The sequence below is a fragment of the Vibrio sp. SCSIO 43140 genome (assembly GCF_023716585.1).
Lineage (GTDB): Bacteria > Pseudomonadota > Gammaproteobacteria > Enterobacterales > Vibrionaceae > Vibrio > Vibrio maritimus_B.
In genome coordinates, this window is record NZ_CP071850.1 from 1,762,140 (window position 1) to 1,786,274 (window position 24,135).

Here is a 24,135-nt window from a genome sequence, read left to right on the forward strand (position 1 = left end):
ATTATGTGTAAGACGTGTTATCACTGCGGTGAAGATGTACCAGCCAACACGAACTTCAGCGTAGATATCTTAGGAGAGCAGCGGGACATGTGTTGTCCTGGCTGCGAAAGCGTGGCTCAAACCATCGTTGATAGCGGCCTTGTGTCCTACTATCAATATCGAACGGCACCTGCCGAGAAAGCAGATCTCGTTCCAGAACAATTGCGGTCATTAATTCATTACGACAACGAGGACGTACAAGCTGAGTTTGTGAGGAACCACGAGGACACAAAAGAAGTGACGTTGTCACTAGAAGGTGTTTCCTGTGCCGCCTGTGCTTGGTTGATTGAAAAACGAATGACAGTAGAGCCGGGTGTTGTCTCTATACGCGTAAACACCACGACTAATCGGGCTTTGCTTCAGTGGGATAAAACCAAGACGCAACTTAGCCAACTCCTCTCTTCTATTCATGCTCTTGGCTATAAAGCCGCACCGTTCGAGGCAGATAAGCAAGAAGCGGCTTACCACGCGACCATGAAGCAATATCTATATCGATTAGGTATTGCGGGCCTTGCAACCATGCAGGTCATGATGCTTGCCGTTGCCCTGTACCTTGAAGTGTTCGGTGATTTAGAACCCGAGTTCAAAAACTACTTCCGTTGGGTTAGTTTGATCTTTGCTACGCCGGTTCTTTTATATTCTGCGCTACCCTTCTACATCAATGCATGGCGCAGTATTAAAGGCCGTACGCTTGGGATGGATGTCCCCGTCTCCATTGCGTTGATCCTCGCTTACGTCGCTAGCCTTGTTGCGACGGTGGCAGAAAAAGGCGAAGTGTTCTTTGAATCGATTTCTATGTTCACCTTTTTCTTATTGGTTGGACGTTATTTGGAAATGCGTGCTCGCCGTAAAGCTGCGGCGGCAAGTGGGAACTTATTAAAGCTTATTCCCGCTATCGCCAATAAACTTAATGGCGACCAAGTTCCGGTAAAATCTCTACAGATTGGTGATCAGATTAAAGTCCTACCCGGAGAACATATTCCAGCAGACGGCGTTGTGCTTAATGGTCGTATTCATATCGATGAATCCATGCTTACGGGTGAGTCGCTACCTGTCGTAAAAAACAAAGACGACTTTGTTTATGCAGGTACGCTCAATGGAGACGAAGCATTTGATTTAGAGGTGCGTTCAACTAAAGCAGATTCGATGATCTCCAGCATCGTTCGCTTGCAAGATGAAGCTCAGCTTAGTAAGCCTAAAATCGCTGAGATCGCGGACATTGTTGCCCGCTACTTCGTTGCCATTATCCTAATCATAGCGGCCGGCACCTGGTTCTTCTGGCATCAAAGCAAACCAGATGATGCATTCTGGATAATGCTATCTGTATTGGTCGCGACGTGCCCTTGTGCCTTATCTCTTGCGACCCCTACCGCAATTACGTGTTCGAGCTCGAGAATGGGCACCTTAGGGATCTTGTCGCGACGCGGTCATGTCTTCGAAACGCTGTGTAAAGTAAATCATTTGGTGGTCGATAAAACCGGTACATTGACGCATGGTGATATTGAGATTGCTAAAACGACTGTTCTGGGTGGGTTTGAAGAAAGTCAGTTGCTGAAAATTGCCGCCTCCATTGAGAGCCATGCAAACCACCCTATTGCGCGTGCATTCAAACCTTATCTAGACCGAAATGTAGAAGTCAGCGACGTCGAGAATGTTATCGGCTCAGGTCTTAAAGGAATGGTGGATTCTGACTCTGTGAAGATAGGTAATGCGCTTTTTGTATTAGGCAGAGAAGATGACGCTCGAAACAGTGTTTATATGTCAATAAATAACACACACGTTGCAACCTTCGAGTATCGCGATCCCATTCGTAAAGAAGCGGCAGACTTTATCAACAAAATGCGTGCAGCTGGCGTTAAGACAACGCTATTAACTGGTGACACGTTAGCAAATGCCAAGCCTGTAGCTGATAGTGTTGGTATTGATAACGTAGTGGCTAGCGCTTCTCCGAGCGACAAGCTTGATTATTTGAAGTCTTTGGACAGCTCAGACGTAACAATGATGATTGGTGATGGCATTAACGATGCGCCTACTTTAGCAGGGGCTCACCTCTCTATTGCGATGGGTGGTGGTACGGACGTAGCAAAAGCGTCTGCCGATTTGGTACTGCTCGGTGACCGACTCGATAAGATTTTGACAGCCCGCGAACTTGCTTTAAGAACTCGCAAGATTATTCGAGAGAACCTTGCGTGGTCTTTAGGGTATAATCTTCTCATTCTACCGCTCGCGGTTGCCGGCCTGGTTGCACCTTACATAGCAGTAGTCGGCATGTCTGGTAGTTCAATTATCGTGGTGTCAAACTCGCTACGCTTGCTAAAAGAAGAAGGTAAGTAACGTGGAAAGTATCTATATTCTCATCCCCATTGCTATTGTGCTTGTATGCGTGGCGGTCGCGATCTTCTTATGGGCAGTGAAAAGCGAGCAGTTTGAAGATTTAGAACGTCAAGGTCACAACATCTTGTTCGATGAAGAGACCGAGGCTACGCATCAACAGCGTAAACAAGAGAAGACCAAAGAAGGAAACGAGAGTGAATCTTGACCTCATCGGTGCTTTTACTGTCGGTCTTCTGGGCGCTGGTCATTGTATGGGGATGTGTGGAGGAATAGCTTCCCTGCTTTCCATAGGACAATCGAATAAAACCCCTACTGCACTTATTGTTAATTACAACCTCGGGCGTTTGCTAAGTTATTCGTTCATAGGTAGTGTGGTAGGTGGAACGATTGCAGGGATTGCATCGCTTTCTCAGTTTAATCATGCACTTGCATTTGTTCGTATCATCGCCGCATTCTTTATGGTGCTTCTGGCATTTTATGTCGGGCGATGGTGGAACGGTTTGCTCATGGTTGAAAAATTGGGACAGTCGCTATGGAAGCGAGTATCACCTATTGCGAACAAACTACTTCCTCTAAAACATAGTACCTACGCGATACCGTTTGGTTTTCTGTGGGGCTGGCTGCCTTGCGGCCTTGTATACTCGGTTTTAACTTGGGCAGCGGTGTCTGGAAGCGCGTTCGGTGGTGCGGCCACAATGCTGGCGTTTGGCTTGGGTACCCTACCCGCGATGCTGCTTGTTGGAACAAGCGCTACAAAATTAAAATCCCTGCAAAATTCACTCATTTTTCGCAACATCGCTGCTGTTTCGATACTTGTTTATGGCATATATACAGGTTACGAATCAGTGATGATTTTTAGCGCAAACTAATAGATGATTGTTTTATCATTGATTTTTTAGCTACCCTTTGGGGGTAATGAATGATAAAATCTTGATGTACATCAAATAGTGAAAGGTTGTTATGATTTCTGAAAAGCCTGTAGCAAAACGTATTCAGTCTGGTGGTTGTGCCATTCATTGCCAAGATTGTAGTATCAGTCAGCTTTGCATCCCCTTTACTCTCAACGAATCTGAACTTGATCAACTCGATCAGATCATTGAGCGTAAGAAACCAATTCAAAAAGGTCAGGAGCTATTTAAAGCTGGTGATGAACTAAAATCTTTGTACGCCATTCGCTCAGGGACAATTAAGAGTTACACAATCACAGAGCAAGGTGATGAGCAGATTACTGCATTCCACCTGGCAGGTGATTTAGTGGGCTTCGACGCAATTACTGGTGATGAGCACCCTAGCTTCGCTCAAGCGCTTGAAACCTCGATGGTATGTGAAATCCCTTACGAGATTTTAGACGACCTATCTGGAAAAATGCCAAAGCTTCGCCAACAGATCATGCGTCTGATGTCGAATGAGATTAAGGGTGACCAAGAAATGATTCTGCTTCTTTCTAAGAAGAATGCAGAAGAACGTTTAGCGGCATTCCTATACAACCTTTCAACGCGTTTCTCTCAGCGCGGATTCAGCCCAAGAGAGTTCCGCTTAACGATGACACGTGGTGATATCGGTAACTATCTAGGTTTAACGGTTGAAACTATCAGCCGCCTACTCGGTCGCTTCCAAAAGTCAGAAGTGCTGAGTGTAAAAGGTAAATACATCACTATCATTGATCATGATGCTTTGATGGAAATGGCTGGCGTTTCTAAAGAATAGATACGTTATTCATTTCAAACTCATAATCCTTTCCTAAGTGGCTCTATAATGAGCCACTTCAAATTTCTCCCTCCCTGTTTTCGAATTTTTCTAAAAAGATTCAAAGATTCATAGATTTGCGCTAAAGTTATCTATAGGTAATAGCCCATATAGGTAGGGAGTATCTATGAGCATCTACAGTAAAATCCTCGTCGTTGCGAACCTTAATAGCGATGAGCAACCTGCCCTTGCTCGTGCGGTTCAACTTGCTAAGAAGAGTAAATCTAGGAGCCACATTTCTTTCTTCTTATCTATCTACGACTTTTCCTATGACATGACCTCTATGTTGTCTCACGAAGAGCGTGACGCAATGAGACGTGGAGTAATACACCAGCGGGAAGAGTGGATGAGGAACGTGGCAAAGCCATTCCTCGATGACAGTTTTGATCTTGATGTCAAAGTTGTTTGGCATAATCGCCCTTATGTGGCGATTGTTGAAGAAGTGTTTGAGGGTCAAAAAGATATCGTGATCAAAGCAACACGCAAGCACGATATTTTGGAGTCGGTTATCTTCACCCCAACCGATTGGCACTTACTTCGTAAATGTCCGGTGCCTGTTCTTCTCGTTAAAAATGCAGACTGGCCAGAGAAAGCAAATATCGTTGCCTCTGTGCATGTCGGTTCAGAAAACCCCACTCACATTGATCTCAATGACTGCATGGTCAAACAGCTTGATAGTTTAACCGAGCGTTTGGGAGCGACTGGCTATTTGGTCAATGCCTACCCTGTTACCCCTGCAAACATCACTATTGAACTTCCTGAATTTGACCCAGCGACCTATACAGATGCTGTTAGAGGACACCATTTAACGGCGATGAAAGCACTGCGTCAAAAACACGGTTATTCAGAAGAGCAAACCATTGTCGAACAGGGTCTACCTGAAGACATCATCCCAGATGTCGCCCGACAACTCGATGCGGGTATGGTGATCCTTGGGACGACTGGACGAACTGGCTTATCCGCAGTATTCATTGGTAATACAGCAGAGCATGTGATCGATAAAATTAACTGTGATGTAATGGCACTTAAGCCTGACGGTTATATTAGCCCGCTCGACCCAAGTGAAGCCTGATAGGATTCGTTGAGCTCCATAAGTCCGTCACCCCTGCGCAGGCAGGGGTCTTCTCAACGCATGCACCAAGCCTCAAGTAGATTCCTGCCTACACAGGAATGACGGGCGTATCTACCAAACCTTGGTAGAATAAATTGGAACCTATTTTAAAAAACGCCCCTCAATGTGAACTGACCCCCAATAGTTGGACATTCCAATTACTGGGGGTCTTTTTATGTCCAAACACCACAGAGCATTCAAGCTAAAATTGGCTAAGTATGCACAACACGAGGGGTCAAGAGCTCTTGCCCTTAAATTCGGAGTATCGTCAGACCAAATTCGTTATTGGGTGTCGGTTTATCAAATTCATGGGGAAAATAGCTTTCGTCACGAGCAAGCTCCCTATAGTCAAGACTTTAAACTAGAAGTTCTAAAGACTATGCGTATTAATAACTGGTCCTTAAGATATACCAGTGCTTACTTTGATTTATCGTCTCCAGGGATACTATTTCAATGGCAAAAGCTTTATGCTCAGCAGGGTATATCCCGGCTTAAACCACAGAAAAAAGGCAGACCTTGCATGACAAACCACTCTCTTAAACCTAAGCCATCTGAGCAGATGACAGAGAAAGAACTAAGAGAGGAACTTGAGTATTTACGTGCAGAGAATGCTGTCCTAAAAAAGTTAGAGGCCTTGGCTCAAGCCAAAAAGAAAAAAGCAAAGCAAAGACACTCGTAGTCGATGAGCTCAAGGCAAAGTACCGCTTGCACCATTTACTCAAAGCTACTGGGTTAGCCCGAAGTGTGTATTACTATCATCGTAATACAACACAGGAGTCATACTCTGAATCGAGTTTAAAAAGGCAAATACGTGATATCTATCAGCAACACAAAGGGCGCTATGGATATCGCAGAATCACATGCACCTTGAGGAAGGCAGGCATGGTGATTAACCATAAACGAGTTCAACGTCTTATGATTGAGCTTGGTCTTAGGTCCAAGGTCAGGCCCAAGAGATACAAATCATACAAAGGCGAAGTTGGGCGGATCGCTTCGGACTTATTAAAAAGAGAATTCAATGCCAACAAACCGAACCAAAAGTGGGTAACGGATGTGACCGAGTTTAAAGTCGATGGTCAGAAGGTTTATCTGTCACCCGTTATCGACTTATTCAACCAAGAAGTCGTGAGTTATGAGGTGCGTAAGTCAGCAGCATTACCCTTGGTCACTGACATGATAAAAAAGGCGATAAAGACACTTAAAAAGCATGAGAATCCCATCGTGCATTCAGACCAAGGCTGGCAGTATCAAAATAAGGCGTATCAAAACCATCTCAAGAAGAAAGGGCTCGCTCAAAGTATGTCTAGAAAAGGGAATTGCTTAGACAATGCGGTTGCTGAGAACTTCTTCGGAATACTCAAGACAGAGATGTATCATAACGAAGTCTTTAAAAGTGCAGATGAACTGATTGAAAGAATTAGAGAATACATAGACTATTACAATAACGAACGAATTAAGCTGAAGTTAAAAGGCCTGAGTCCGATAGCATATCGAAATCAAGCCTTAGCAGCCGCTTAGAAATGAGTCCAACTTTATGGGGTCAGTTCAATGAGGGGCGTTTTCGTCAATCTAGCTGTGCACTAAACATTAGTCACATCAATAAACATGGACTCATCGATGTTTGTCGACGAAACCGTCGCCTCACTAAACTCATACTCTTCACGTGAGCCTTCACGATCCAATGGAAGGTTCACGAAATCGAACAGTTCACGGTCAGCCAATTGGCTTGGGCTCACGTTTTGAATAGATTTAAAGATAGCTTCAACACGCCCTGGCGTCTTTTTATCCCAATCGATCAGCATCGCTTTAATTGACTGACGTTGCAGGTTCTCTTGAGAACCACACAGGTTACATGGAATGATTGGGAATTCTTTGTGCTCAGCGTATTTAATCAGATCTTTTTCACGGCAGTATGTTAGTGGACGAATAACCACGTTACGACCATCATCTGAACGAAGTTTCGGTGGCATCGCTTTTAGGCGAGAGCCGTGGAACATGTTTAGGAACATGGTTTCCACAATATCGTCTAGGTGATGACCAAGGGCAATTTTTGTAGCGCCAATCTTCTCAGCAAAAGAATAAAGCGTACCACGACGAAGTCGTGAACATAGGCCGCATGTGGTTTTACCTTCAGGAATTTTCTCTTTAACCACTGAGTAAGTGTCCTTGTCTACGATGTAGTAAGGAATGTTCAGAGTTTCGAAATAGTCTGGCAGAATGTGCTCTGGAAAACCTGGTTGTTTTTGGTCAAGGTTTACCGCAACCACATCAAACTTGATCGGTGCTGCTTTTTGAAGGTTCAATAGGATATCGAGCATCGCGAACGAATCTTTACCACCACTGATACACGCCATCACCACATCATTTTCTTCAATCATGTTGTAGTCGATGATTGCGTTGCCAACATTTCTTCTAAGTCGCTTCTGAAGCTTGTTGAACTCTAGGGTTTCTTTTCTTGTATCTGTCTGATTCATCACGTGCTCTCACATTGCCGACAAAGTCGACGATAGGATTTCCTACTGGGAATTATCTGGGGCGTGGATTATACGAGCTTTTTGAGAAAGATTAAATGGTTGTTTGACCCCCTTTAGGTTGGGAGTCAAACAATATGAGATAGGTGTATGATGAGATGAGCGTATGGTTTACTCAGCGCCAGGTAGATAAGGAAGGATTCGAATCGTTTCTCCTGGTAGGGTCATATAGCCACCCTCTCCTATGTCGCTAAGGCGAACTTGAGCTTTACCATTTTGTAATGCTACAGAGCCACCATTTGAAAACGAAACCTTACCCTCTATATTAGGCGCAAACTCTAAAGTAATACCTTCGACATCCGGAGTGAACCAGCTAGCGAACATGCCACCTAAGTCTTCTAGCATAACTTGCATTTGGGGTAACAGTGTTTCAACTTCGCCATACGACACCTCGCCAGACATAGGTTCGGTGGTCATGACAACCATTGAAAAATCACAGCGCTGGTCTTCAGGAGTATGAACAAACACTAATGGATTCGCAGACTTAAGGTTGTTATCTAACGGTACGACAAGTTCGTTGATTGGACTTGGTGGCAATTCTTCATAATGCTCCTCTTTCTCCATCCATGCTTTTTCAATAGGACAAAGGTTTTTTGAGTCGGCATCAACGAAGAAGAAGGCCACTTTGACATCTTCATGGCCTTCTTTGGCGTTGTTCTTCATTTGAGAATACAACTTTGAATAGGTGAACATATACTCTTGAGCTAGAGTCGGAACCGCAAAGGTTGATGCGGCCAGTCCTAAAAGGGCTAATTTTACTACTTTCATATTGTGTTTATGCTTTGATTATTATTGTGTTGTCCAGAATCGCTCATTATGTCGAATCATCGCTTGTAGGTCTTTGACGTATGCCTCACCTCGCTCTGAATATCGAAGTAATCCATTCGTTAACTCTAAAGCAGCTTGCTCCGAGGTCAGATCAGCACCTTGCTCACGAATAGATGCGCGTATGTCTCGAAGTTCTTGATACGCTCTATTACGATTAACATTCATAAAATAGCCGTGAATAGACCCTTGAGGAGAGCTAAATTTGGCGACTTCGTGTGTCATGCCTTCCGTACGTTGAAGTGGTACCAGTCCGCACCCTTTAGAGTAACACCACTGACCAAAGTAGTTATTTGCTTCTTTCGCGAATCGCGATGTTCCCCATGCAGACTCGTTGGCTGCTTGAGTCAACACAAGTGCTTCAGGAAGAACATCAACGCGCGCTAGCATTGTGTCTACCCACTCATAGTCAACGTTTGTAGGTTCTAGATTATACAGCTTACCTAGTCGCTTCGCTGTCGCCTCTTGTTCGCTCGTCAAAGCTTGTTCATCCAACGCGTTTTTAATGGCGAGCAATCGTCTTCTTTCTTTTTCAATCCGAGCATTTTCAATAGCAATGCCAGGACGCAAATAATCAAAGAAGGTCTCTTTTTTCACGGTCACGTCTGTAATGCTTGCGATATCGGGTTTATCTTCGGTGATCGCGGGTAGCGATATCACCTCGTCATCAGCATCGTCAGAGTGTTTTTCGTAGAAGAATAAAAAAGCGCTCCCCGTGAGGAGAGCGGCTAGAGACAGAAACTTATGCGACTTACGCATCAAATACCTCTGGGTTTTTATTTGGCTTGTCGTCATTACTTGGTGGCGTTGGGTCGTTATCATCCCCATCTTGGTCGCTAGAGCCATTGTCTTCGGTAGCAACGATTTTCAACGTAATGCCAAACATTTCACGATAAAGGATCCCTTTGACGTGGAAGAAGAATGGTAAAACGAAAATCAAACCGATTCCGTAAAACATAGCACCGACGATAAACATGAGTACGAGGAGTAGATAAATACCCGAAAGCACGAAAATCTTCTTATTTACTGCACGAAGCGATAGCAACAAAGATTGCAGCGGTGGCACTTTCTTCTCACAGATGAGCAGAATAGACTGACTGAACGCCAAAGAGAGGTACATCGACAAGAATGGTAAAATCATACTCACGATGCCTTGCAGCATAAGGCTAAATAAAGTCGCGATGATCACGGGAACCGTATACTGAAGCCCTTTCGCTATATGTCGTGGTTTGGTCGTAAGGCCAGCGGCATGGCTCATCGCCATTAAAGAGATCCCGGCATAAACCGGAGCGCTGACAACTTCATAGCTGAAGTTCGCGACGAAAATAGCTTGAAAAATCCCCTCGTTAAGCAAGCTTGGGTCTTGGAACCCTTGCAATATTACGGAAGGGTCACCCAGTTGCAGCTTGAGAGCGATATAGAAGATACCAAGCTGCACAACAATCAGAGCTACAATCGCAGGTGAGAAAGATAAAAAATGCTTCATCGTTTGTTGCCATGCTTCATGAAACACAGCACCCGCTTTGAGTTCGTATTTCCCTGAAATGGCGCGCTCTATTGTCCCACCTAAATTGAAGTCTCTTTCAAAGTCTTTATTCATAAGTTTTCCAAGTTACACGTTTTGCTAACGTGTGTTCTTCGTTGAAAAGGCTGCGACATTATAGCGGTAACGAGATTGTTTTATCACTGTTATCACCTTGCTTTCTAGTCTTTTTGGGTGATAATTAACCAATTGATAAGGCAAAACATTCAACTCGTTACACTATAAACCTAGTATGGTAAATAATGTTTAGTTTTACCTGCAAAATTTTTTCTGTTTCGAGATAAGAAAATGCTTTGATTTCACCCAATTGGTGATTATGATGCGCGCCTTAAATGTGTATAGCAACTGGCCGCTATATTTTTGGCCAAGGTGGAGAAAAACAGACGTTGAACGCTAAACATTCAGAAGGAACACCAGTCGTACAGCTAGCTGGTGTGAGGAAAAGTTTCGATGGTAAGGAAATCATCGCAAATCTTAACTTAAACGTTAATCATGGTGAGTTTCTCACTATATTGGGTCCTTCAGGTTGCGGAAAAACCACAGTACTTAGAATGATCGCCGGTTTCGAAACCGTCGACAGTGGAAGACTCAACCTCGACGGTCAAGATGTAACGGAAGTCCCTGCTGAACAGAGACACGTCAACACAGTTTTCCAGAGCTATGCCCTATTCCCTCATATGACCGTTTTCGAAAACGTGGCATTTGGTTTGCGTATGCAAAAAGTACCAAATGCAGAAATAGAACCTCGTGTTCTAGAAGCGTTGAAGATGGTTCGCCTAGAGAAAATGGCTCAACGTAAACCGCACCAACTTTCGGGCGGTCAGCAACAGCGTATCGCTATCGCTCGTGCAGTTGTTAATAAACCAAAGGTTCTGCTTTTGGACGAATCACTGTCTGCGCTGGACTACAAACTCCGCAAGCAGATGCAGATCGAGCTCAAGCAGTTACAAAGACAGCTAGGCATCACCTTTATCTTCGTAACGCACGATCAAGAAGAAGCTTTGTCCATGTCTGACCGTATCATCGTGATGCGTGATGGTGTTATTGAGCAAGATGGTTCTCCTCGTGAGATCTACGAAGAACCTAAAAACTTGTTTGTTGCTCGCTTCATTGGCGAAATTAACGTGTTTAACGCGACTGCGATCGACCGTATCGATGACAAACGTATCAATGCAGAAATCGAAGGTCAGAAGAGTATTGTTTACTACGATAAAGCCTTTGAGTCCGGCGAGAAACTACAAGTTCTACTCCGCCCAGAAGACTTGCGTATCGAAGAGATCAAAGAGTCTGAAAATAAAGGTATCGTTGGTCACGTGGCAGAGCGTACTTATAAAGGTATGACTTTGGATTCTGTTGTGGAACTTGAGTCTGGCATGCGTGTCATGGTCAGCGAATTCTTCAATGAAGATGATCCAGATGTAGACCACTCGCTAGGTCAAAAAGTAGCCGTAACTTGGGTTGAAAGCTGGGAAGTGGTGCTAAAAGATGAGCAAGAAATTTAATCTACAAAACGCCATCATTACGCTGATTGTTGGTTGGTTAGTACTATTTGTGCTAATTCCGAACGTGATGATCATCGGTACTAGCTTCTTAACTCGAGATGAAGCTAACTTAATTGAGATGACGTTTACACTCGAGAACTATGCGCGTTTACTCGACCCTCTTTACGCGAAAGTGTTGTTCCACTCGTTCTATATGGCGATCGTGGCGACGCTTATCTGCTTGGTTGTTGGTTACCCATTTGCGTATATCGTTGCGAAAATGCCTGAAAAGTGGCGACCATTTATGTTGTTCTTGGTTATTGTGCCATTTTGGACCAACTCTCTAATCCGCACCTACGGATTAAAGATTGTACTGGGTACACAAGGCATTTTAAATAAGAGCTTACTGGCACTCGATATTATCGATAAGCCACTGCGTATCATGTACACAGAAACAGCGGTAATGATCGGTTTGGTCTATATTCTGTTGCCATTTATGATCCTTCCGCTTTATTCAGCGATTGAGAAACTCGATGGCACGTATATCGAAGCTGCTAGAGATCTAGGTGCCAACAAATGGCAAACACTGACTCGAGTCATTCTTCCATTGACCATGCCGGGAATCATCGGTGGGTGTTTGTTAGTGCTACTACCAGCACTTGGAATGTTCTATATTGCCGACCTATTGGGCGGGGCGAAGAACCTTCTCATTGGTAACGTGATTAAGAGTCAAATACTCAATGCTCGAGATTGGCCGTTCGGTGCAGCGACGAGTATCGCGCTTACGGCAGCGATGGCTGTCATGCTGTACGCCTACTACCGAGCAGGCAAGCTCTTAAACCGTAAAGTGGAGCTCGAATAATGGGACGCGCTGTAAGATTTAGTTTTATGACGGTAGTGTACGCGTTCTTGTATCTACCAATCATTGTTTTGATTGCTAACTCCTTTAATGCCAACAAATTTGGTATGAAATGGGGCGGGTTTACAACCAAGTGGTACGACGCTCTCGTTAACAACGACAGTTTGATGCAAGCTGCATGGCATTCTCTCAACGTGGCGGTTTTCTCGGCCACCGCGGCGACAATTATTGGTAGTTTGACGGCAGTCGCCCTATTCCGCTATCAGTTTAAAGGCAAAGGAGCGGTCAGTGGTTTGCTGTTCATCGTGATGATGTCACCAGATATCGTGATGGCAATTTCACTGCTTGCGATTTTCTTGGTACTTGGTGCTCAGCTTGGCTTCTTTAGTTTGCTAATTGCCCACATCACTTTCTGTCTACCTTTCGTGGTAGTCACAGTATATAGCCGCTTGAAAGGCTTTGATGTGAAGATGCTTGAGGCTGCGAAAGACTTGGGCGCAGGTGAATGGACGATCTTGAAACAGATTATCCTGCCACTAGCAAAACCCGCTGTAGCAGCAGGTTGGTTGCTTTCGTTTACGCTATCTCTAGACGATGTCATTGTGAGCTCTTTCGTAACCGGGCCTACTTATGAAATCCTTCCATTGAAGATTTATTCGATGGTTAAGGTCGGCATTTCGCCAGAAGTGAATGCATTGGCTACACTTATGTTGATTGTATCTTTGGTACTTGTGGTTGCATCGCAACTACTTGCCAGAGAAAAAGTGAAATAATCCGCTATTTTACCGACTGGAGCAGAATGGCGTTGTCATTCTGCTCTTTTTATATCTATGCCATAACGGCAGCGTTTGTTTTGGAGCTAACGTCAATGAAAAAATGGGCTACTTTTTTAGCTGGTAGTGCATGTGCACTTTCTCTTCTCTCTGGAGCAGTTAGTGCAGAAGAAGATAAAGAACTCGTGTTCATGAACTGGGGACCTTACATCAACAGTAATCTCCTTGAGCAGTTCACCAAAGAGACCGGTATCAAGGTTATCTACTCTACTTATGAGTCGAACGAAACCTTGTATGCAAAGCTAAAGACTCACAATAAAGGTTATGACCTTGTTGTGCCGTCAACTTACTTTGTCGCAAAGATGCGTGATGAAGGCATGCTTCAGAAAATTGATAAATCAAAACTATCAAACTTCAGCAATCTAGACCCAAACTACTTGGATAAGCCTTACGATCCAAACAATGACTACTCTATTCCACACGTTGTTGCTATTACAGGTCTCGCTGTCAATACCGATATGTATGACCCAGACGAGTTCACAAGCTGGGCTGATCTATGGAAGCCTGAGCTAGAAGGTCAATTGATGATGATGGACGATACTCGAGAAGTATTCCATATCGCACTTCGCAAACTTGGCTACTCTGGTAATACGACAGACAAAGCTCAAATTGATGAAGCATACGCCGAGCTTCAAAAACTTATGCCAAACGTATTAGTTTTCAATTCTGACAACCCAGGTGCACCTTATATGTCTGGTGAAGTTGGTCTGGGTATGCTTTGGAACGGCTCAGCTGCAGCAGCGCAAAACGAGGGTTTGCCAATTAAACTTGTCTTCCCTAAAGAAGGTGGCATTGGTTGGGTAGACAACTTTGCTATTAGCTCTGGTGCAAAAAACGTTGATGCGGCGCACAAGATGATTGATTTCTTACTGCGCCCGGAAATTGCTGAACAAATTTCTCGTGACACGGGTTATTTAACTGCGGTTAAAGAATCGAATGAGAAGTTTAAAGACAGCCCAGCTTTGTTCCCGTCACAAGAAGATCTAGACCGCGTGGAGTGGCAAGATGCTGTAGGCGATAGTACAGTTATCTACGAAGATTATTTCTTGAAGCTAAAAGCAGGTCAGTAACTCGTTTTATTGATATTTTTAAAGGTGGCATTTGCCACCTTTTTTTATGGCTGTCACCCTATACCATTCTAAACGTTTAATTTTTGTAAATTCCTACATAGAGTATTTAATCAATGACTGATATAATGTTGTGATGCACATCAAATAATGGTGGCGTGCAAAGTAGTGTGAGAAACCCTACGTTCTCATATTGTCATGTCTCTAAGAGACTCTTTGTTTACCAATACAAACGGAAAAGTAATGAAAAGCAAATTGTATGCAGGCGCACTTTGTGCGGCGACTCTCTTCACTACCCCGGCGTTTGCAGCCAACGAAGAACTTTACTTCTACAACTGGTCTGAATACATTCCTAACGAAGTACTAGAAGACTTTACGAAAGAAACTGGTATTAAAGTCATCTACTCCACTTACGAATCTAACGAGAGCATGTATGCGAAACTTAAGACGCAAGGCTCTGGTTACGACTTAGTGGTACCTTCTACGTACTTTGTCTCTAAAATGCGTAAAGAAGGTATGCTTCAAGAAATCGACAAAGAGAAGCTATCACACTACCAAGATTTGGATCCTAACTATCTAGACAAACCTTTTGATCCAGACAATAAATATTCAATCCCATACATCTGGGGTGCGACGGGCATCGGTATCAATACTGACATGCTCGACCGTTCAGCAGTTAGCTCTTGGGGCGACCTCTGGGACCCGCAATGGGAAGGTCAGTTGATGATGATGGACGACTCTCGTGAAGTATTCCATATCGCATTGACGAAGCTGGGTTACTCTCCAAACACAACTAATCCCGAAGAAATCAAAGCCGCTTATGAAGAGCTGAGAAAACTCGTACCAAACGTTCTAGTATTTAACTCAGATTTCCCTGCTAACCCTTACCTCGCTGGTGAAGTGTCACTTGGTATGCTTTGGAATGGCTCTGCATACATGGCTCGTCAGGAAGGCGCTTCAATAGATATCGTATGGCCTGAGAAAGGTGCGATCTTCTGGATGGACAGCCTAGCGATTCCTTCTGGTGCTAAGAACATTGATGCGGCACACAAGATGATCGACTTTCTACTTCGCCCAGAAAACGCTGCAAAGATTGCTTTAGAGATTGGTTACCCAACTCCTGTTAAATCCGCATATCCATTACTACCGAAAGAGTTTGCTGAAGATCCTAACGTCTTCCCTCCTCAAGAAGTCATGGATTCAGGCACATGGCAAGATGAAGTTGGCGAGGCAGGTACGCTTTATGAAGAGTACTTCCAAAAGCTAAAAGTAGATAACTAATCCAACTACTGTTTCATACACAAATAAGCCCTCCAGTGGAGGGCTTATTTTTTTGTCAATCGATGAAATTTATAGGTTATACCGCGTGGTCTTGTGTTTGCAGAGCGAGTATTTCCTTAACTAGCTTTGGCACTTCAAGACTCGCTTTGCCATATCGTTTTTCTTCAAATTCACTTTCTACTGCACTCGGTTCTAGGTTAATTTCTATGGTATGAGCACCATGCATTTTGGCATCATGAACAAATCCGGCTGCTGGATATACAACACCCGACGTACCGATAGAAATAAACAGATCTGCTTGCTCAATGGCAGCGTAGATATCGCCCATGCGTAAAGGCATTTCACCGAACCAAACAATATGAGGGCGCATTTGCGAAGGGATTTGGCAACAATGGCAAAGATCACCCGTCATAATGTCGTCTTTCATTTCTACAACCTGCCCAGACTCTTCACAGCGTGCTTTAAGCAGTTCACCGTGCATGTGGATGATATTTTCACTACCACCTCTCTCATGCAAGTTATCTATATTTTGAGTGATAACAGTGACACTCCCCTCTAGTTCTTTCTCTAATTGACCTAGGGCGATATGTGCTGCATTGGGCAAGATGTTTTCTTGCTGCAGTTTTCGGCGACGTTGATTGTAAAAGTGTTGCACCAGATCAGGATCACGAACAAAACCCTCTGGCGTAGCGACATCTTCAATCCTGTGGTTTTCCCAAAGACCATCCTGAGCGCGGAATGTTTGAATGCCTGATTCCGCAGAGATACCAGCACCAGTCAAAACAACGACATTTTTGTAGGGAAACTTCATAGACCTTCCTTGTGCTAACTTATTATTGTTATCACAAGAGTAACACGTAACGAATAACATCAATAGTTTTGGGGATTAGACGATAGTCTAATTGGGAGGAAGTTTCGGTTCTTCAATAGGTTAATAGGTATTAAGGAACAAGAGCTAACGAATTCATCGCTAGCTCTTGTAATCAATCAGTCTTCGTTTGTTGAAGAGATTTTATGGATGGCTAAATCGGCACCTTTGAACTCATCTTCTTCTGATAGACGCAATCCTGTTAGCTTATCGAGAATACCGTATACAAGTCCCGCACCAATAACCGCTACTGAGATACCCGCAATTGTGCCCACAATTTGAGACATAAGGCTAACACCACCTAAACCGCCCAATGCCTGTTGACCAAAGATACCTGCGGCAATACCACCCCAAGCACCACACAAACCGTGCAAAGGCCAAACACCTAATACGTCATCAATCTTGGTTTTGTTTTGAAGATAGGTAAATACCCAAACAAACAATGCACCTGCAACACCGCCAGTAATTAGAGCACCAATTGGATGCATAAGATCAGAGCCCGCACATACGGCAACTAGGCCAGCCAATGGTCCATTGTGAATAAACCCTGGGTCATTACGACCAACGACGAGAGAAGCAAGAATACCGCCTACCATCGCCATCAGCGAGTTCATGGCAACTAAACCACTAATACCTTCTAACGTTTGGGCTGACATGACATTAAAACCAAACCAACCTACACTCAGAATCCACGCACCTAGAGCTAAGAATGGAATATTCGAAGGAGCAAAGTTAGTGTGTTTACCGGCACGAATGCGCCCTTTTCTCATACCAAGAAAGACAACCGCCACTAATGCAATCCAGCCACCCACACCGTGAACAACGATTGAGCCGGCAAAGTCGTGGAAGCCCGCACCAAATGTCGATTCTAACCAACCTTGGAACCCAAAGTTGCCGTTCCAAATCATGCCCTCAAATAATGGATAAACTAATCCAACGGTGAAAAACGTTGCAAGAAGAATGGGATAAAATCGAGCGCGTTCTGCAATACCACCAGAGACAATAGCTGGTATAGCCGCTGCAAAGGTAAGCAAGAAGAAGAACTTAACGAGTTCGTAACCATTTCCTTGAGAAAGCGTTTCTGCGTCTGCGAAGAAGGTGCCTCCGTAAGCGACCCAATATCCGATAAAGAAATAAGCGATAGCGGACACGCCGAAATCAGCTAATATTTTAACCAAAGCGTTTACTTGGTTTTTATGCCTGACAGTCCCCACTTCAAGAAATGCAAAACCAGCGTGCATTAAGAACACCATAATGGCGCCCAGCAATAAAAAAAGCGTATCTGAGCTTTGAGTTAGTGTTTGTACGGCACCGTGTACGTGCTCTACCGAGGGGGTCATGTGTCGATCACTCCTTTATCGATGATTGGATGCGCGCACCAAAATCGTGCTACATCATTTTGCAATACACCATTTTGGTGAATGCGTTTTTATCTGAACGACTGATAGAGCAAAGAACGTTCCAATTTATTTATTGAGAGAAGAATTAGTCTATTCCATTGATTAATAATGATTTTATTGTAAGTCGCTATTTGTAAGTAAAGTCAATCCAACCCAGAAATGCACCATATAAGTGAATTCGCACCAAATTGGCGTGCACCACTGTGTTGCAAAAATGTAACTATTTGTAATTAAACCAATAAAAAAGGGTTTGCAGAAACACTGCAAACCCTTTTAGTCGATCTTGAAACGGATTAAGGAAGGTGTTGAATTGGCTTCGCGTCTTTACCAAATGTCATCGGGATGTCTTGCTTAAGCTTACTCATACCGGCAAACATTCGAATGATCCAGACTACAATCGCTACTGATGCGAACAACATCCCCACGTACGGGATGAAGTTAGCAATCTGATCTATCCAAGTCGCCTGATACCAGTAGTGCGTTACGCCTTTTAGCAGTCCGTTAGAGGTCGCTACTGTTACGATTAAAACGACAAAGAAAGTTAGATTCAGGAAGAAGGTCCTAATCAACCCGTAGTAGTGCGAATTGACTACGTCACTATCTTCGCCTTTATCAAGGCGATAGCCCGCATAGACGATAGCAATCACACCTGAAATTAGTAGAGTGAAAGGCGTAAAGAGGCTGAGAATATATGCTATCCAAATACCTTTGTGTTGTTCTTGCATATCCTAATACTCTCCTTAAGTCAGGTCGCTACGTGTTTTGGCGTCAACACTGGGTTGGGCTTTCTCTTCTTTAGGCTTAGGGTTGTCTAACTCGTGTTTGACTTCCTCATACCATAAGTCATGGTGCTCTTTAGCCCAAGTCTCATCAACCTCACCCGTTACCATACCTTCAAGCGCCCCTTCCATACCGAATAGACCGATATAAATGTGGAAGATAAAGCCACAAATAAGGATCAGCGCTGCGAGCATGTGGATTAGGTTTGACCATTCCATATCTCGACGGGTCTGACCAAAGATAGGGAAATCAAGAATCAATCCACTTGCTGCAACAACAGCACCAACAATAATCAACATCCAGAACAGTACTTTTTCCCCTGCATTGGAGAAGCCCGCAGACGGGTGACTGCCTTTGTGTTTCCCAGCCATACCACCAAGCTTCATAAACCACTGTACATCCACTTTGGTGAAAATAGATTTACTCCACCATTTGATTAGCAGTGCAACTAACAGTACAAGGAACATAGGCCCCATGTAGTTGTGGTATTGTTTCGCTAGGTATACGGTCCACCCCCACAAGTCAGTAGGGACGTAAGGTTTCATAAAGTGCTTACCATAAACCAGCATAAGACCACTGAATGCAAGCGTTAGAAATACAAACGCCATACTCCAGTGAAGCGCTCGGTCCATTCGACTCCATCTTTGCAGTTTACGTCCCGTTCTAGCACCTGACAGTTTCATCGGGCCACCGATGAAATACGCCAGCATAACGAGGGTGATGCTACCAAAAATGGCAACTGCTCCCGCAGGCGACATCCACTTCTCTTTTAAGATGTACCACGTCTCACCCGGAGTACTAATCAACACACCGTGTTCAGGAGAAGCGGAGGTCGTTGTACCCTCTACTCCTTCCTTTACCATGCGCCAATAGTCCGCTCCAGCGAGCTGTGTCATCTCACCTTGAACAACTTTATTGCTCTTGCTTTCTTCAGCGTGAACACCAAACGACATCACTAGAACCACTGCTGCCAATAGCGGCAGCAGTAATTGGAAGATAGAGCCAAGCAAACCTTGTTGTTTAGACAAAATAGCCATTGCTCTCTCCATTAGCTTTTCGTTGCGTCATACGCTAGGTCATTACCGTCTGTCCAGCCAGCATCTTTAGCACCACGTTCCACAACACGTTGGCGGAAAATGTCCGATACTTTCGCTGCGTCACCTGCTAGAAGAGCCTTGGTTGAGCAAAGCTCGGCACACATTGGCAATTTACCTTCTGCAATACGGTTCGCACCGTATTTAGCACGCTCTTCTTCTGAATTGTCTTCAGTTTCAGGGCCACCGGCACAGAAAGTACATTTGTCCATTTTGCCACGCTCACCAAATGCTGCCTGTTTCGGGAACTGAGGAGCACCAAACGGACACGCAAATAAGCAGTAGCCACAACCGATACAAAGATCTTTGTTGTGAAGTACAATGCCATCCTCTGTGCGTTCGAAACAGTCTGCTGGACATACTGCCATACAAGGAGCATCAGTACAGTGCATACAAGCCACGGAGATCGAGTTCTCACCCGGAAGACCGTCGTTTAACGTGACGACACGACGGCGTTGGATACCCCATTGCAGCGCGTCGTCATTTTCATTTTTACATGCGGTCACACAGCCGTTACATTCAATACAACGCTTGGTGTCACATAGGAATTTCATATTAGCCATTAGGTGACTCCTTACGCTTTCTTGATGTTACAGAGAGTGACTTTAGTTTCCTGCATCTGGGTCACTGGGTCATAACCATAAGTGGTCGCAGTGTTGGCCGCTTCACCAATAACGTAAGGCACAGTGCCCTCCGGATACTTGTTGGTGAGGTCCTCACCTTGGAACTTTCCGCCAAAGTGGAATGGGATAAACGCTAGACCCGGTTTCACACGAGGTGTCACCATGGCTTTCACCTTAATGCGCCCTTTCTCTGCACCCTCAACCCAGACCATGTCGCCGTCTTTAAAGCCGATGTCATTAGCGTCTTTCGGGTTAACTTCAACGAACATTTCGCGTTGCAGTTCAGCAAGCCAAGGGTTAGAACGGGTCTCTTCACCACCACCCTCGTACTCCACTAATCGGCCAGAAGTAAGAACGATTGGGTACTCGCCAGATACGTCTTTATCCTGGATTGACTTGTACATAGTTGGCAGACGATAAATCGACTCGCTGTCATCCCATGTTGGATAGTCTGCGACTAGATCACGTCTCGGCGTGTAAAGCGGCTCGCGGTGCAGCGGTACTCTGTCTGGGAATGTCCATACGATGGCGCGTGCTTTCGCATTACCAAATGGAATACAGCCGTGCTTGATTGCCACACGCTGGATACCACCCGATAGATCGGTCTTCCAGTTTTTACCTTCGGCAGAGGCTTTTTCTTCTGCAGTGAGGTCATCCCACCATCCAAGCTGTTTCAAAAGCTTGTCGGTGAACTCTGGGTAACCGTCTTCCAGTTCACAGCCCAATGAGTAACTGTCTTCAGCGAGAATGTTGTCACCTTCAAACTCAACACCAAAACGAGCTCGGAAGTTACCTCCACCATCAGCAACAGTTTTTGATGTATCGTAGAGAATGTGTGTGCCTGGATGTTTCATCTCAGGTGTGCCCCAGCATGGCCAAGGTAGACCGTAGGTTTCACCATTGATTGGACCGCCTTCGGCAACCAAAGAGGTCTTGTGGAAGGTATGCCAGTTCTGTTGGTGCGCTTTGATACGTTCTGGGCTTTGACCGGTGTAACCAATCGTCCACATACCCTTGTTGAACTCGCGAGTAATATCTTCGATATTTGGCTCGTTGTTCTCAACTTTGATGTTTTTAAACAACTCTTTCTCAAAACCAAGCTTCTTAGTAAGAAGATACATGATCTCGTGGTCAGGTTTTGAATCGAACAATGGTTCAACGACCTTGTCTCGCCATTGAAGAGAGCGATTCGAAGCTGTTACCGAACCGTAGGTTTCGAATTGCGTGGTTGCTGGCAGTAGATACACGCCATCAGTGCGGTTGTTCATTACCGCAGCGTGAGTTGGATATGGATCGACGATGACCATCATGTCCAGCTTCTGCATCGCTTTTTGCATTTCAACGCCACGCGTTTGCGAGTTAACCGCGTGACCCCAGTAGAACATGGCACGAATGTTATCGTTCTGCTCGATGTTGTCTTTGTTTTCTAGAACACCATCAATCCAACGTGACACAGGAATACCCATGTTGTTCATTGGTTTCTTGCCACGATACTCGTTTTGGTCAAATCGCTCTTTAATCCACTCGTAGTCGACATCCCACACTTTTGCCCAGTGCTTCCACGAACCGTCTGCCAGACCATAGTAGCCAGGTAACGTGTGAGATAGTACGCCAAGGTCAGTTGCACCCTGCACGTTGTCGTGACCACGGAAGATGTTTGCACCACCACCCGATTTACCGATGTTACCCAACGCAAGTTCTAGTACGCAGTATGCACGAGTATTGTTGTTACCAGTGGTATGTTGCGTACCCCCCATACACCAAATGATACTGCCTGGACGATTCTCAGATAGGATTTTCGCCGCTTTGTATACGTCAGCTTCACTAACGCCAGTTACGCGCTCCACTTCCTCTGGATTCCATTTGGCAACTTCAGCACGGATCTCTTCCATACCGTAAACACGCTGACGAATGAACTCTTGATCTTCCCATTTATTTGCGAAGATGTGCCATAGTAGACCCCAGATAAAGGCAACGTCAGTACCAGGGCGCAATGAACAGTAGTGGTTTGCTTTTGCTGCTGTACGAGTACGACGAGGATCCGCCACAACAATTTGGCAGCGGTTCTTTTCTTTGGCAATTAAGATGTGCTGCATAGCAACTGGGTGCGCTTCTGCGGGGTTAGAGCCGATGAACAGCATCGACTTACAGTTGTGCATGTCATTGAAAGAGTTTGTCATCGCACCATAGCCCCAAGTGTTCGCTACACCAGAAACCGTGGTTGAGTGACAAATACGTGCTTGGTGGTCTACGTTGTTAGTGCCCCAAAGCGACGCCATCTTACGGAACATGTACGCCTGTTCGTTACTGTGCTTCGCACTACCCAACCAGTAAACAGAATCTGGACCTGACTCTTTACGGATCTCTAAAACTTTGTTGCCGATCTCTTCAATCGCATCTTCCCAACTTAGTTTTTTCCACTTACCGCCTTCGAGCTTCATTGGATATTTAAGACGACGTTCACCATGACCATGCTCACGTAAAGCGGCACCTTTCGCACAGTGTCCACCAGCATTAAAAGGATGGTCGAACGCAGGCTCTTGCCCCGTCCATACACCGTTTTGTACTTCAGCATAAATACCGCAACCCACTGAACAGTGAGAACAGATGGTACGTTTTACTTCAGTTTTGGCATCAACCGGTACAGATTCTGCCTGTGCCTTTTTGATCATTCCGGGCGCGAACGTATACGCACCTGCTGCCAGACCACCCGCCGCAATAGAGGAGTTGCGCATAAATGCACGGCGGCTGAGTCCTAGCTTGTTTTCGTTTTTGCTCACATTGTCGGAGCGTTTAGTTAGTTTCATGCTTTGCTCCTAGAGTGTGTCGTAATAGTCTTTAACATGCTGGGTTTCGCGATAACCTGTTTTCTTCTCATCATCGGGTTTCACATCAACTAACTCGGTGTTAGTAGCAGCATGCGCGGTACCTGAAATAACCGCTCCGGCAACAGCTGCGGTGGTCAAGCCCTTTAGTAGGTTTCGACGATTCTCGTTAAATTCACTTTTATCGTCACGTTTGGTTTGTTTACTCATAGTTTGCTCCCTGAGTGGATACCTATCCTTTTGGTGGCATCTCTAGTTAGCTGACATTACTTAGTGGTTATGTTTTTTACGTCTATTTTCATTTTCGTCTGCGTAGAGCCTGGGTTTTGCGCATAGCTCACCTGCTCCACATCGAAAAATGCTTGCATTAGTGCCGCGACAGAAGGATAAAACTGCGCACTTGGTGCGGTTTCAATCTGACGACACAAATCTGAGTACCAAGGAGAGAGGTGCTGATTAAAGAAAGCTTTCGCTTCGCTCTCCTTTTGCTGATCTATTAAGTGCGCGAGAACTTCACACATTGCGGAAATATGATCTTCAGGTTCTTTCACAGACTCCTCGCGCTCTAGACCCAAGTGGCCTAGGTCATGTCGAAGTTCAGCGAGCGGTTTATCCATCAGTGATCCTGTTAAGTGCCAAGATGCAAACGGAATCACTTCCCCTTTGCCAATACCTATAAACAAATCTTGGTACTCGTCTTCTAGGGCGCTGACCTCAGCAACGTTTGCAGCTGCAGCAAGATCCTGCCATGCACTTGTCATTTGATTAATGCCGGACTCGATTTCGAGAGAAGATAGAAAATCGAGGAGCTCTCGTTCAGGGGCTCCTCGGCACAGAGTCGAAATAAGCAGGTAGATGTCACTTCGTAGTTCGTTGTTCTCGTTTTCCATTGACA

Annotated in this window: 23 protein-coding genes and 1 pseudogene; 12 read left to right on the plus strand and 12 right to left on the minus strand. The window is 44.8% G+C overall.

Annotation, left to right across the window (positions count from 1 at the left end; translation table 11 throughout):
* Positions 1 to 3: 3 nt before the first annotated feature.
* From J4N45_RS08160 to J4N45_RS08190, 7 genes and pseudogenes are all read left to right on the plus strand, one after another.
* On the plus strand, positions 4 to 2,373 hold the full coding sequence (locus tag J4N45_RS08160) for a heavy metal translocating P-type ATPase (RefSeq protein ID WP_252014471.1): 2,370 nt from the start codon (positions 4 to 6) through the stop codon (positions 2,371 to 2,373).
* A 1-nt stretch (position 2,374) separates the two neighbouring features.
* On the plus strand, positions 2,375 to 2,578 hold the full coding sequence (ccoS, locus tag J4N45_RS08165; RefSeq protein WP_252014472.1) for a cbb3-type cytochrome oxidase assembly protein CcoS: 204 nt from the start codon (positions 2,375 to 2,377) through the stop codon (positions 2,576 to 2,578).
* Positions 2,568 to 3,242: a sulfite exporter TauE/SafE family protein gene (locus tag J4N45_RS08170; protein WP_252014474.1), complete on the plus strand. Its 675-nt coding sequence runs from the start codon at positions 2,568 to 2,570 to the stop codon at positions 3,240 to 3,242. Before ccoS ends, J4N45_RS08170 begins: the two co-directional genes overlap by 11 nt.
* Before the next feature lie 91 nt (positions 3,243 to 3,333).
* Positions 3,334 to 4,080: a fumarate/nitrate reduction transcriptional regulator Fnr gene (gene fnr / locus J4N45_RS08175; protein ID WP_042472995.1), complete on the plus strand. Its 747-nt coding sequence runs from the start codon at positions 3,334 to 3,336 to the stop codon at positions 4,078 to 4,080.
* Between the two features lie 166 nt (positions 4,081 to 4,246).
* Positions 4,247 to 5,191: a universal stress protein UspE gene (gene uspE, locus J4N45_RS08180; protein ID WP_042472992.1), complete on the plus strand. Its 945-nt coding sequence runs from the start codon at positions 4,247 to 4,249 to the stop codon at positions 5,189 to 5,191.
* Positions 5,192 to 5,405: 214 nt separating this feature from the next.
* Positions 5,406 to 5,909, plus strand: a complete 504-nt coding sequence (locus tag J4N45_RS08185; RefSeq protein WP_252011666.1) for a helix-turn-helix domain-containing protein — start codon at positions 5,406 to 5,408, stop codon at positions 5,907 to 5,909.
* A pseudogene (locus J4N45_RS08190) lies at positions 5,909 to 6,748 on the plus strand (IS3 family transposase); the annotation flags it as partial. The gene J4N45_RS08185 and the pseudogene J4N45_RS08190, both read left to right, overlap by 1 nt.
* A gap of 62 nt (positions 6,749 to 6,810) precedes the next feature.
* On the opposite strand, the gene ttcA reads toward J4N45_RS08190, so the two are convergent.
* The 4 genes from ttcA to J4N45_RS08210 all read right to left on the minus strand — a co-directional run bounded on the left by ttcA (position 6,811) and on the right by J4N45_RS08210 (position 10,186).
* Positions 6,811 to 7,704 carry a tRNA 2-thiocytidine(32) synthetase TtcA gene (ttcA, locus tag J4N45_RS08195; protein ID WP_128648504.1) on the minus strand — a complete coding sequence of 298 codons (894 nt, stop codon included), beginning with the start codon at positions 7,702 to 7,704 and terminating at the stop codon, positions 6,811 to 6,813.
* A 168-nt stretch (positions 7,705 to 7,872) separates the two neighbouring features.
* Positions 7,873 to 8,529: a DUF2987 domain-containing protein gene (locus J4N45_RS08200; RefSeq protein ID WP_234496014.1), complete on the minus strand. Its 657-nt coding sequence runs from the start codon at positions 8,527 to 8,529 to the stop codon at positions 7,873 to 7,875.
* A gap of 21 nt (positions 8,530 to 8,550) precedes the next feature.
* Positions 8,551 to 9,345 (minus strand): glucosaminidase domain-containing protein, encoded by a 795-nt coding sequence (locus J4N45_RS08205; protein ID WP_252014476.1) that lies wholly within the window; start codon positions 9,343 to 9,345, stop codon positions 8,551 to 8,553.
* Complete coding sequence (locus J4N45_RS08210) at positions 9,338 to 10,186, minus strand: hypothetical protein (RefSeq protein ID WP_252014477.1); 849 nt, start codon at positions 10,184 to 10,186, stop codon at positions 9,338 to 9,340. Before J4N45_RS08210 ends, J4N45_RS08205 begins: the two co-directional genes overlap by 8 nt.
* A 275-nt stretch (positions 10,187 to 10,461) precedes the next feature.
* Here J4N45_RS08210 and potA point away from each other — a divergent pair, with 275 nt between their 5' ends.
* The 5 genes from potA (at position 10,462) to J4N45_RS08235 (ending at position 15,650) form a co-directional block, all read left to right on the plus strand.
* A complete protein-coding gene (gene potA, locus J4N45_RS08215) occupies positions 10,462 to 11,631 on the plus strand; it encodes a spermidine/putrescine ABC transporter ATP-binding protein PotA (protein WP_252014478.1) in 1,170 nt (389 codons plus the stop codon).
* Entirely contained in the window at positions 11,615 to 12,472 is an 858-nt protein-coding gene (gene potB / locus J4N45_RS08220) for a spermidine/putrescine ABC transporter permease PotB (protein WP_042472986.1), read from the plus strand. The genes potA and potB overlap by 17 nt, the downstream gene beginning before the upstream one ends.
* Positions 12,472 to 13,242, plus strand: a complete 771-nt coding sequence (gene potC / locus J4N45_RS08225) for a spermidine/putrescine ABC transporter permease PotC (RefSeq protein ID WP_042472982.1) — start codon at positions 12,472 to 12,474, stop codon at positions 13,240 to 13,242. Before potB ends, potC begins: the two co-directional genes overlap by 1 nt.
* A gap of 95 nt (positions 13,243 to 13,337) precedes the next feature.
* Entirely contained in the window at positions 13,338 to 14,372 is a 1,035-nt protein-coding gene (locus J4N45_RS08230; protein WP_234496010.1) for an extracellular solute-binding protein, read from the plus strand.
* A gap of 240 nt (positions 14,373 to 14,612) precedes the next feature.
* Positions 14,613 to 15,650, plus strand: a complete 1,038-nt coding sequence (locus J4N45_RS08235) for an extracellular solute-binding protein (RefSeq protein WP_252014480.1) — start codon at positions 14,613 to 14,615, stop codon at positions 15,648 to 15,650.
* Positions 15,651 to 15,726: 76 nt separating this feature from the next.
* Here J4N45_RS08235 and cobB read toward each other — a convergent pair whose 3' ends face one another.
* The 8 genes from cobB to J4N45_RS08275 form a co-directional block, all read right to left on the minus strand.
* The gene (gene cobB, locus J4N45_RS08240; RefSeq protein ID WP_234496008.1) at positions 15,727 to 16,461 is read right to left on the minus strand and encodes a Sir2 family NAD+-dependent deacetylase; all 735 of its coding nucleotides are present in this window, start codon (positions 16,459 to 16,461) and stop codon (positions 15,727 to 15,729) included.
* Between the two features lie 176 nt (positions 16,462 to 16,637).
* A complete protein-coding gene (locus tag J4N45_RS08245; protein WP_234496007.1) occupies positions 16,638 to 17,858 on the minus strand; it encodes an ammonium transporter in 1,221 nt (406 codons plus the stop codon).
* Between the two features lie 353 nt (positions 17,859 to 18,211).
* Complete coding sequence (locus J4N45_RS08250; protein WP_252014482.1) at positions 18,212 to 18,643, minus strand: hypothetical protein; 432 nt, start codon at positions 18,641 to 18,643, stop codon at positions 18,212 to 18,214.
* Between the two features lie 15 nt (positions 18,644 to 18,658).
* Complete coding sequence (locus J4N45_RS08255; protein ID WP_252014483.1) at positions 18,659 to 19,735, minus strand: formate dehydrogenase subunit gamma; 1,077 nt, start codon at positions 19,733 to 19,735, stop codon at positions 18,659 to 18,661.
* Positions 19,736 to 19,746: 11 nt separating this feature from the next.
* A complete protein-coding gene (gene fdh3B, locus J4N45_RS08260; protein ID WP_042501521.1) occupies positions 19,747 to 20,355 on the minus strand; it encodes a formate dehydrogenase FDH3 subunit beta in 609 nt (202 codons plus the stop codon).
* A gap of 11 nt (positions 20,356 to 20,366) precedes the next feature.
* Positions 20,367 to 23,222: a formate dehydrogenase subunit alpha gene (locus J4N45_RS08265; protein WP_252014484.1), complete on the minus strand. Its 2,856-nt coding sequence runs from the start codon at positions 23,220 to 23,222 to the stop codon at positions 20,367 to 20,369.
* Positions 23,223 to 23,231: 9 nt separating this feature from the next.
* Positions 23,232 to 23,450, minus strand: coding sequence for a twin-arginine translocation signal domain-containing protein (locus J4N45_RS08270; protein WP_042472969.1), 219 nt, complete (start codon positions 23,448 to 23,450; stop codon positions 23,232 to 23,234).
* A gap of 56 nt (positions 23,451 to 23,506) precedes the next feature.
* The gene (locus tag J4N45_RS08275; RefSeq protein ID WP_252014485.1) at positions 23,507 to 24,130 is read right to left on the minus strand and encodes a TorD/DmsD family molecular chaperone; all 624 of its coding nucleotides are present in this window, start codon (positions 24,128 to 24,130) and stop codon (positions 23,507 to 23,509) included.
* Positions 24,131 to 24,135: the final 5 nt, after the last annotated feature.

Excerpts from the sequence above, each read along its gene's own strand:
- J4N45_RS08160 (WP_252014471.1), top strand. The coding sequence starts at position 4 with ATGTGTAAGACGTGTTATCACTGCGGTGAAGATGTACCAGCCAACACG.
- fnr (WP_042472995.1), top strand. The coding sequence starts at position 3,334 with ATGATTTCTGAAAAGCCTGTAGCAAAACGTATTCAGTCTGGTGGTTGT.
- uspE (WP_042472992.1), top strand. The coding sequence starts at position 4,247 with ATGAGCATCTACAGTAAAATCCTCGTCGTTGCGAACCTTAATAGCGAT.
- J4N45_RS08185 (WP_252011666.1), top strand. The coding sequence starts at position 5,406 with ATGTCCAAACACCACAGAGCATTCAAGCTAAAATTGGCTAAGTATGCA.
- ttcA (WP_128648504.1), bottom strand. The coding sequence starts at position 7,704 with ATGAATCAGACAGATACAAGAAAAGAAACCCTAGAGTTCAACAAGCTT.
- J4N45_RS08200 (WP_234496014.1), bottom strand. The coding sequence starts at position 8,529 with ATGAAAGTAGTAAAATTAGCCCTTTTAGGACTGGCCGCATCAACCTTT.
- J4N45_RS08205 (WP_252014476.1), bottom strand. The coding sequence starts at position 9,345 with ATGCGTAAGTCGCATAAGTTTCTGTCTCTAGCCGCTCTCCTCACGGGG.
- J4N45_RS08210 (WP_252014477.1), bottom strand. The coding sequence starts at position 10,186 with ATGAATAAAGACTTTGAAAGAGACTTCAATTTAGGTGGGACAATAGAG.
- potA (WP_252014478.1), top strand. The coding sequence starts at position 10,462 with ATGTGTATAGCAACTGGCCGCTATATTTTTGGCCAAGGTGGAGAAAAA.
- potB (WP_042472986.1), top strand. The coding sequence starts at position 11,615 with ATGAGCAAGAAATTTAATCTACAAAACGCCATCATTACGCTGATTGTT.
- potC (WP_042472982.1), top strand. The coding sequence starts at position 12,472 with ATGGGACGCGCTGTAAGATTTAGTTTTATGACGGTAGTGTACGCGTTC.
- J4N45_RS08230 (WP_234496010.1), top strand. The coding sequence starts at position 13,338 with ATGAAAAAATGGGCTACTTTTTTAGCTGGTAGTGCATGTGCACTTTCT.
- J4N45_RS08235 (WP_252014480.1), top strand. The coding sequence starts at position 14,613 with ATGAAAAGCAAATTGTATGCAGGCGCACTTTGTGCGGCGACTCTCTTC.
- cobB (WP_234496008.1), bottom strand. The coding sequence starts at position 16,461 with ATGAAGTTTCCCTACAAAAATGTCGTTGTTTTGACTGGTGCTGGTATC.
- J4N45_RS08245 (WP_234496007.1), bottom strand. The coding sequence starts at position 17,858 with ATGACCCCCTCGGTAGAGCACGTACACGGTGCCGTACAAACACTAACT.
- J4N45_RS08250 (WP_252014482.1), bottom strand. The coding sequence starts at position 18,643 with ATGCAAGAACAACACAAAGGTATTTGGATAGCATATATTCTCAGCCTC.
- J4N45_RS08255 (WP_252014483.1), bottom strand. The coding sequence starts at position 19,735 with ATGGCTATTTTGTCTAAACAACAAGGTTTGCTTGGCTCTATCTTCCAA.
- fdh3B (WP_042501521.1), bottom strand. The coding sequence starts at position 20,355 with ATGGCTAATATGAAATTCCTATGTGACACCAAGCGTTGTATTGAATGT.
- J4N45_RS08265 (WP_252014484.1), bottom strand. The coding sequence starts at position 23,222 with ATGAAACTAACTAAACGCTCCGACAATGTGAGCAAAAACGAAAACAAG.
- J4N45_RS08270 (WP_042472969.1), bottom strand. The coding sequence starts at position 23,450 with ATGAGTAAACAAACCAAACGTGACGATAAAAGTGAATTTAACGAGAAT.
- J4N45_RS08275 (WP_252014485.1), bottom strand. The coding sequence starts at position 24,130 with ATGGAAAACGAGAACAACGAACTACGAAGTGACATCTACCTGCTTATT.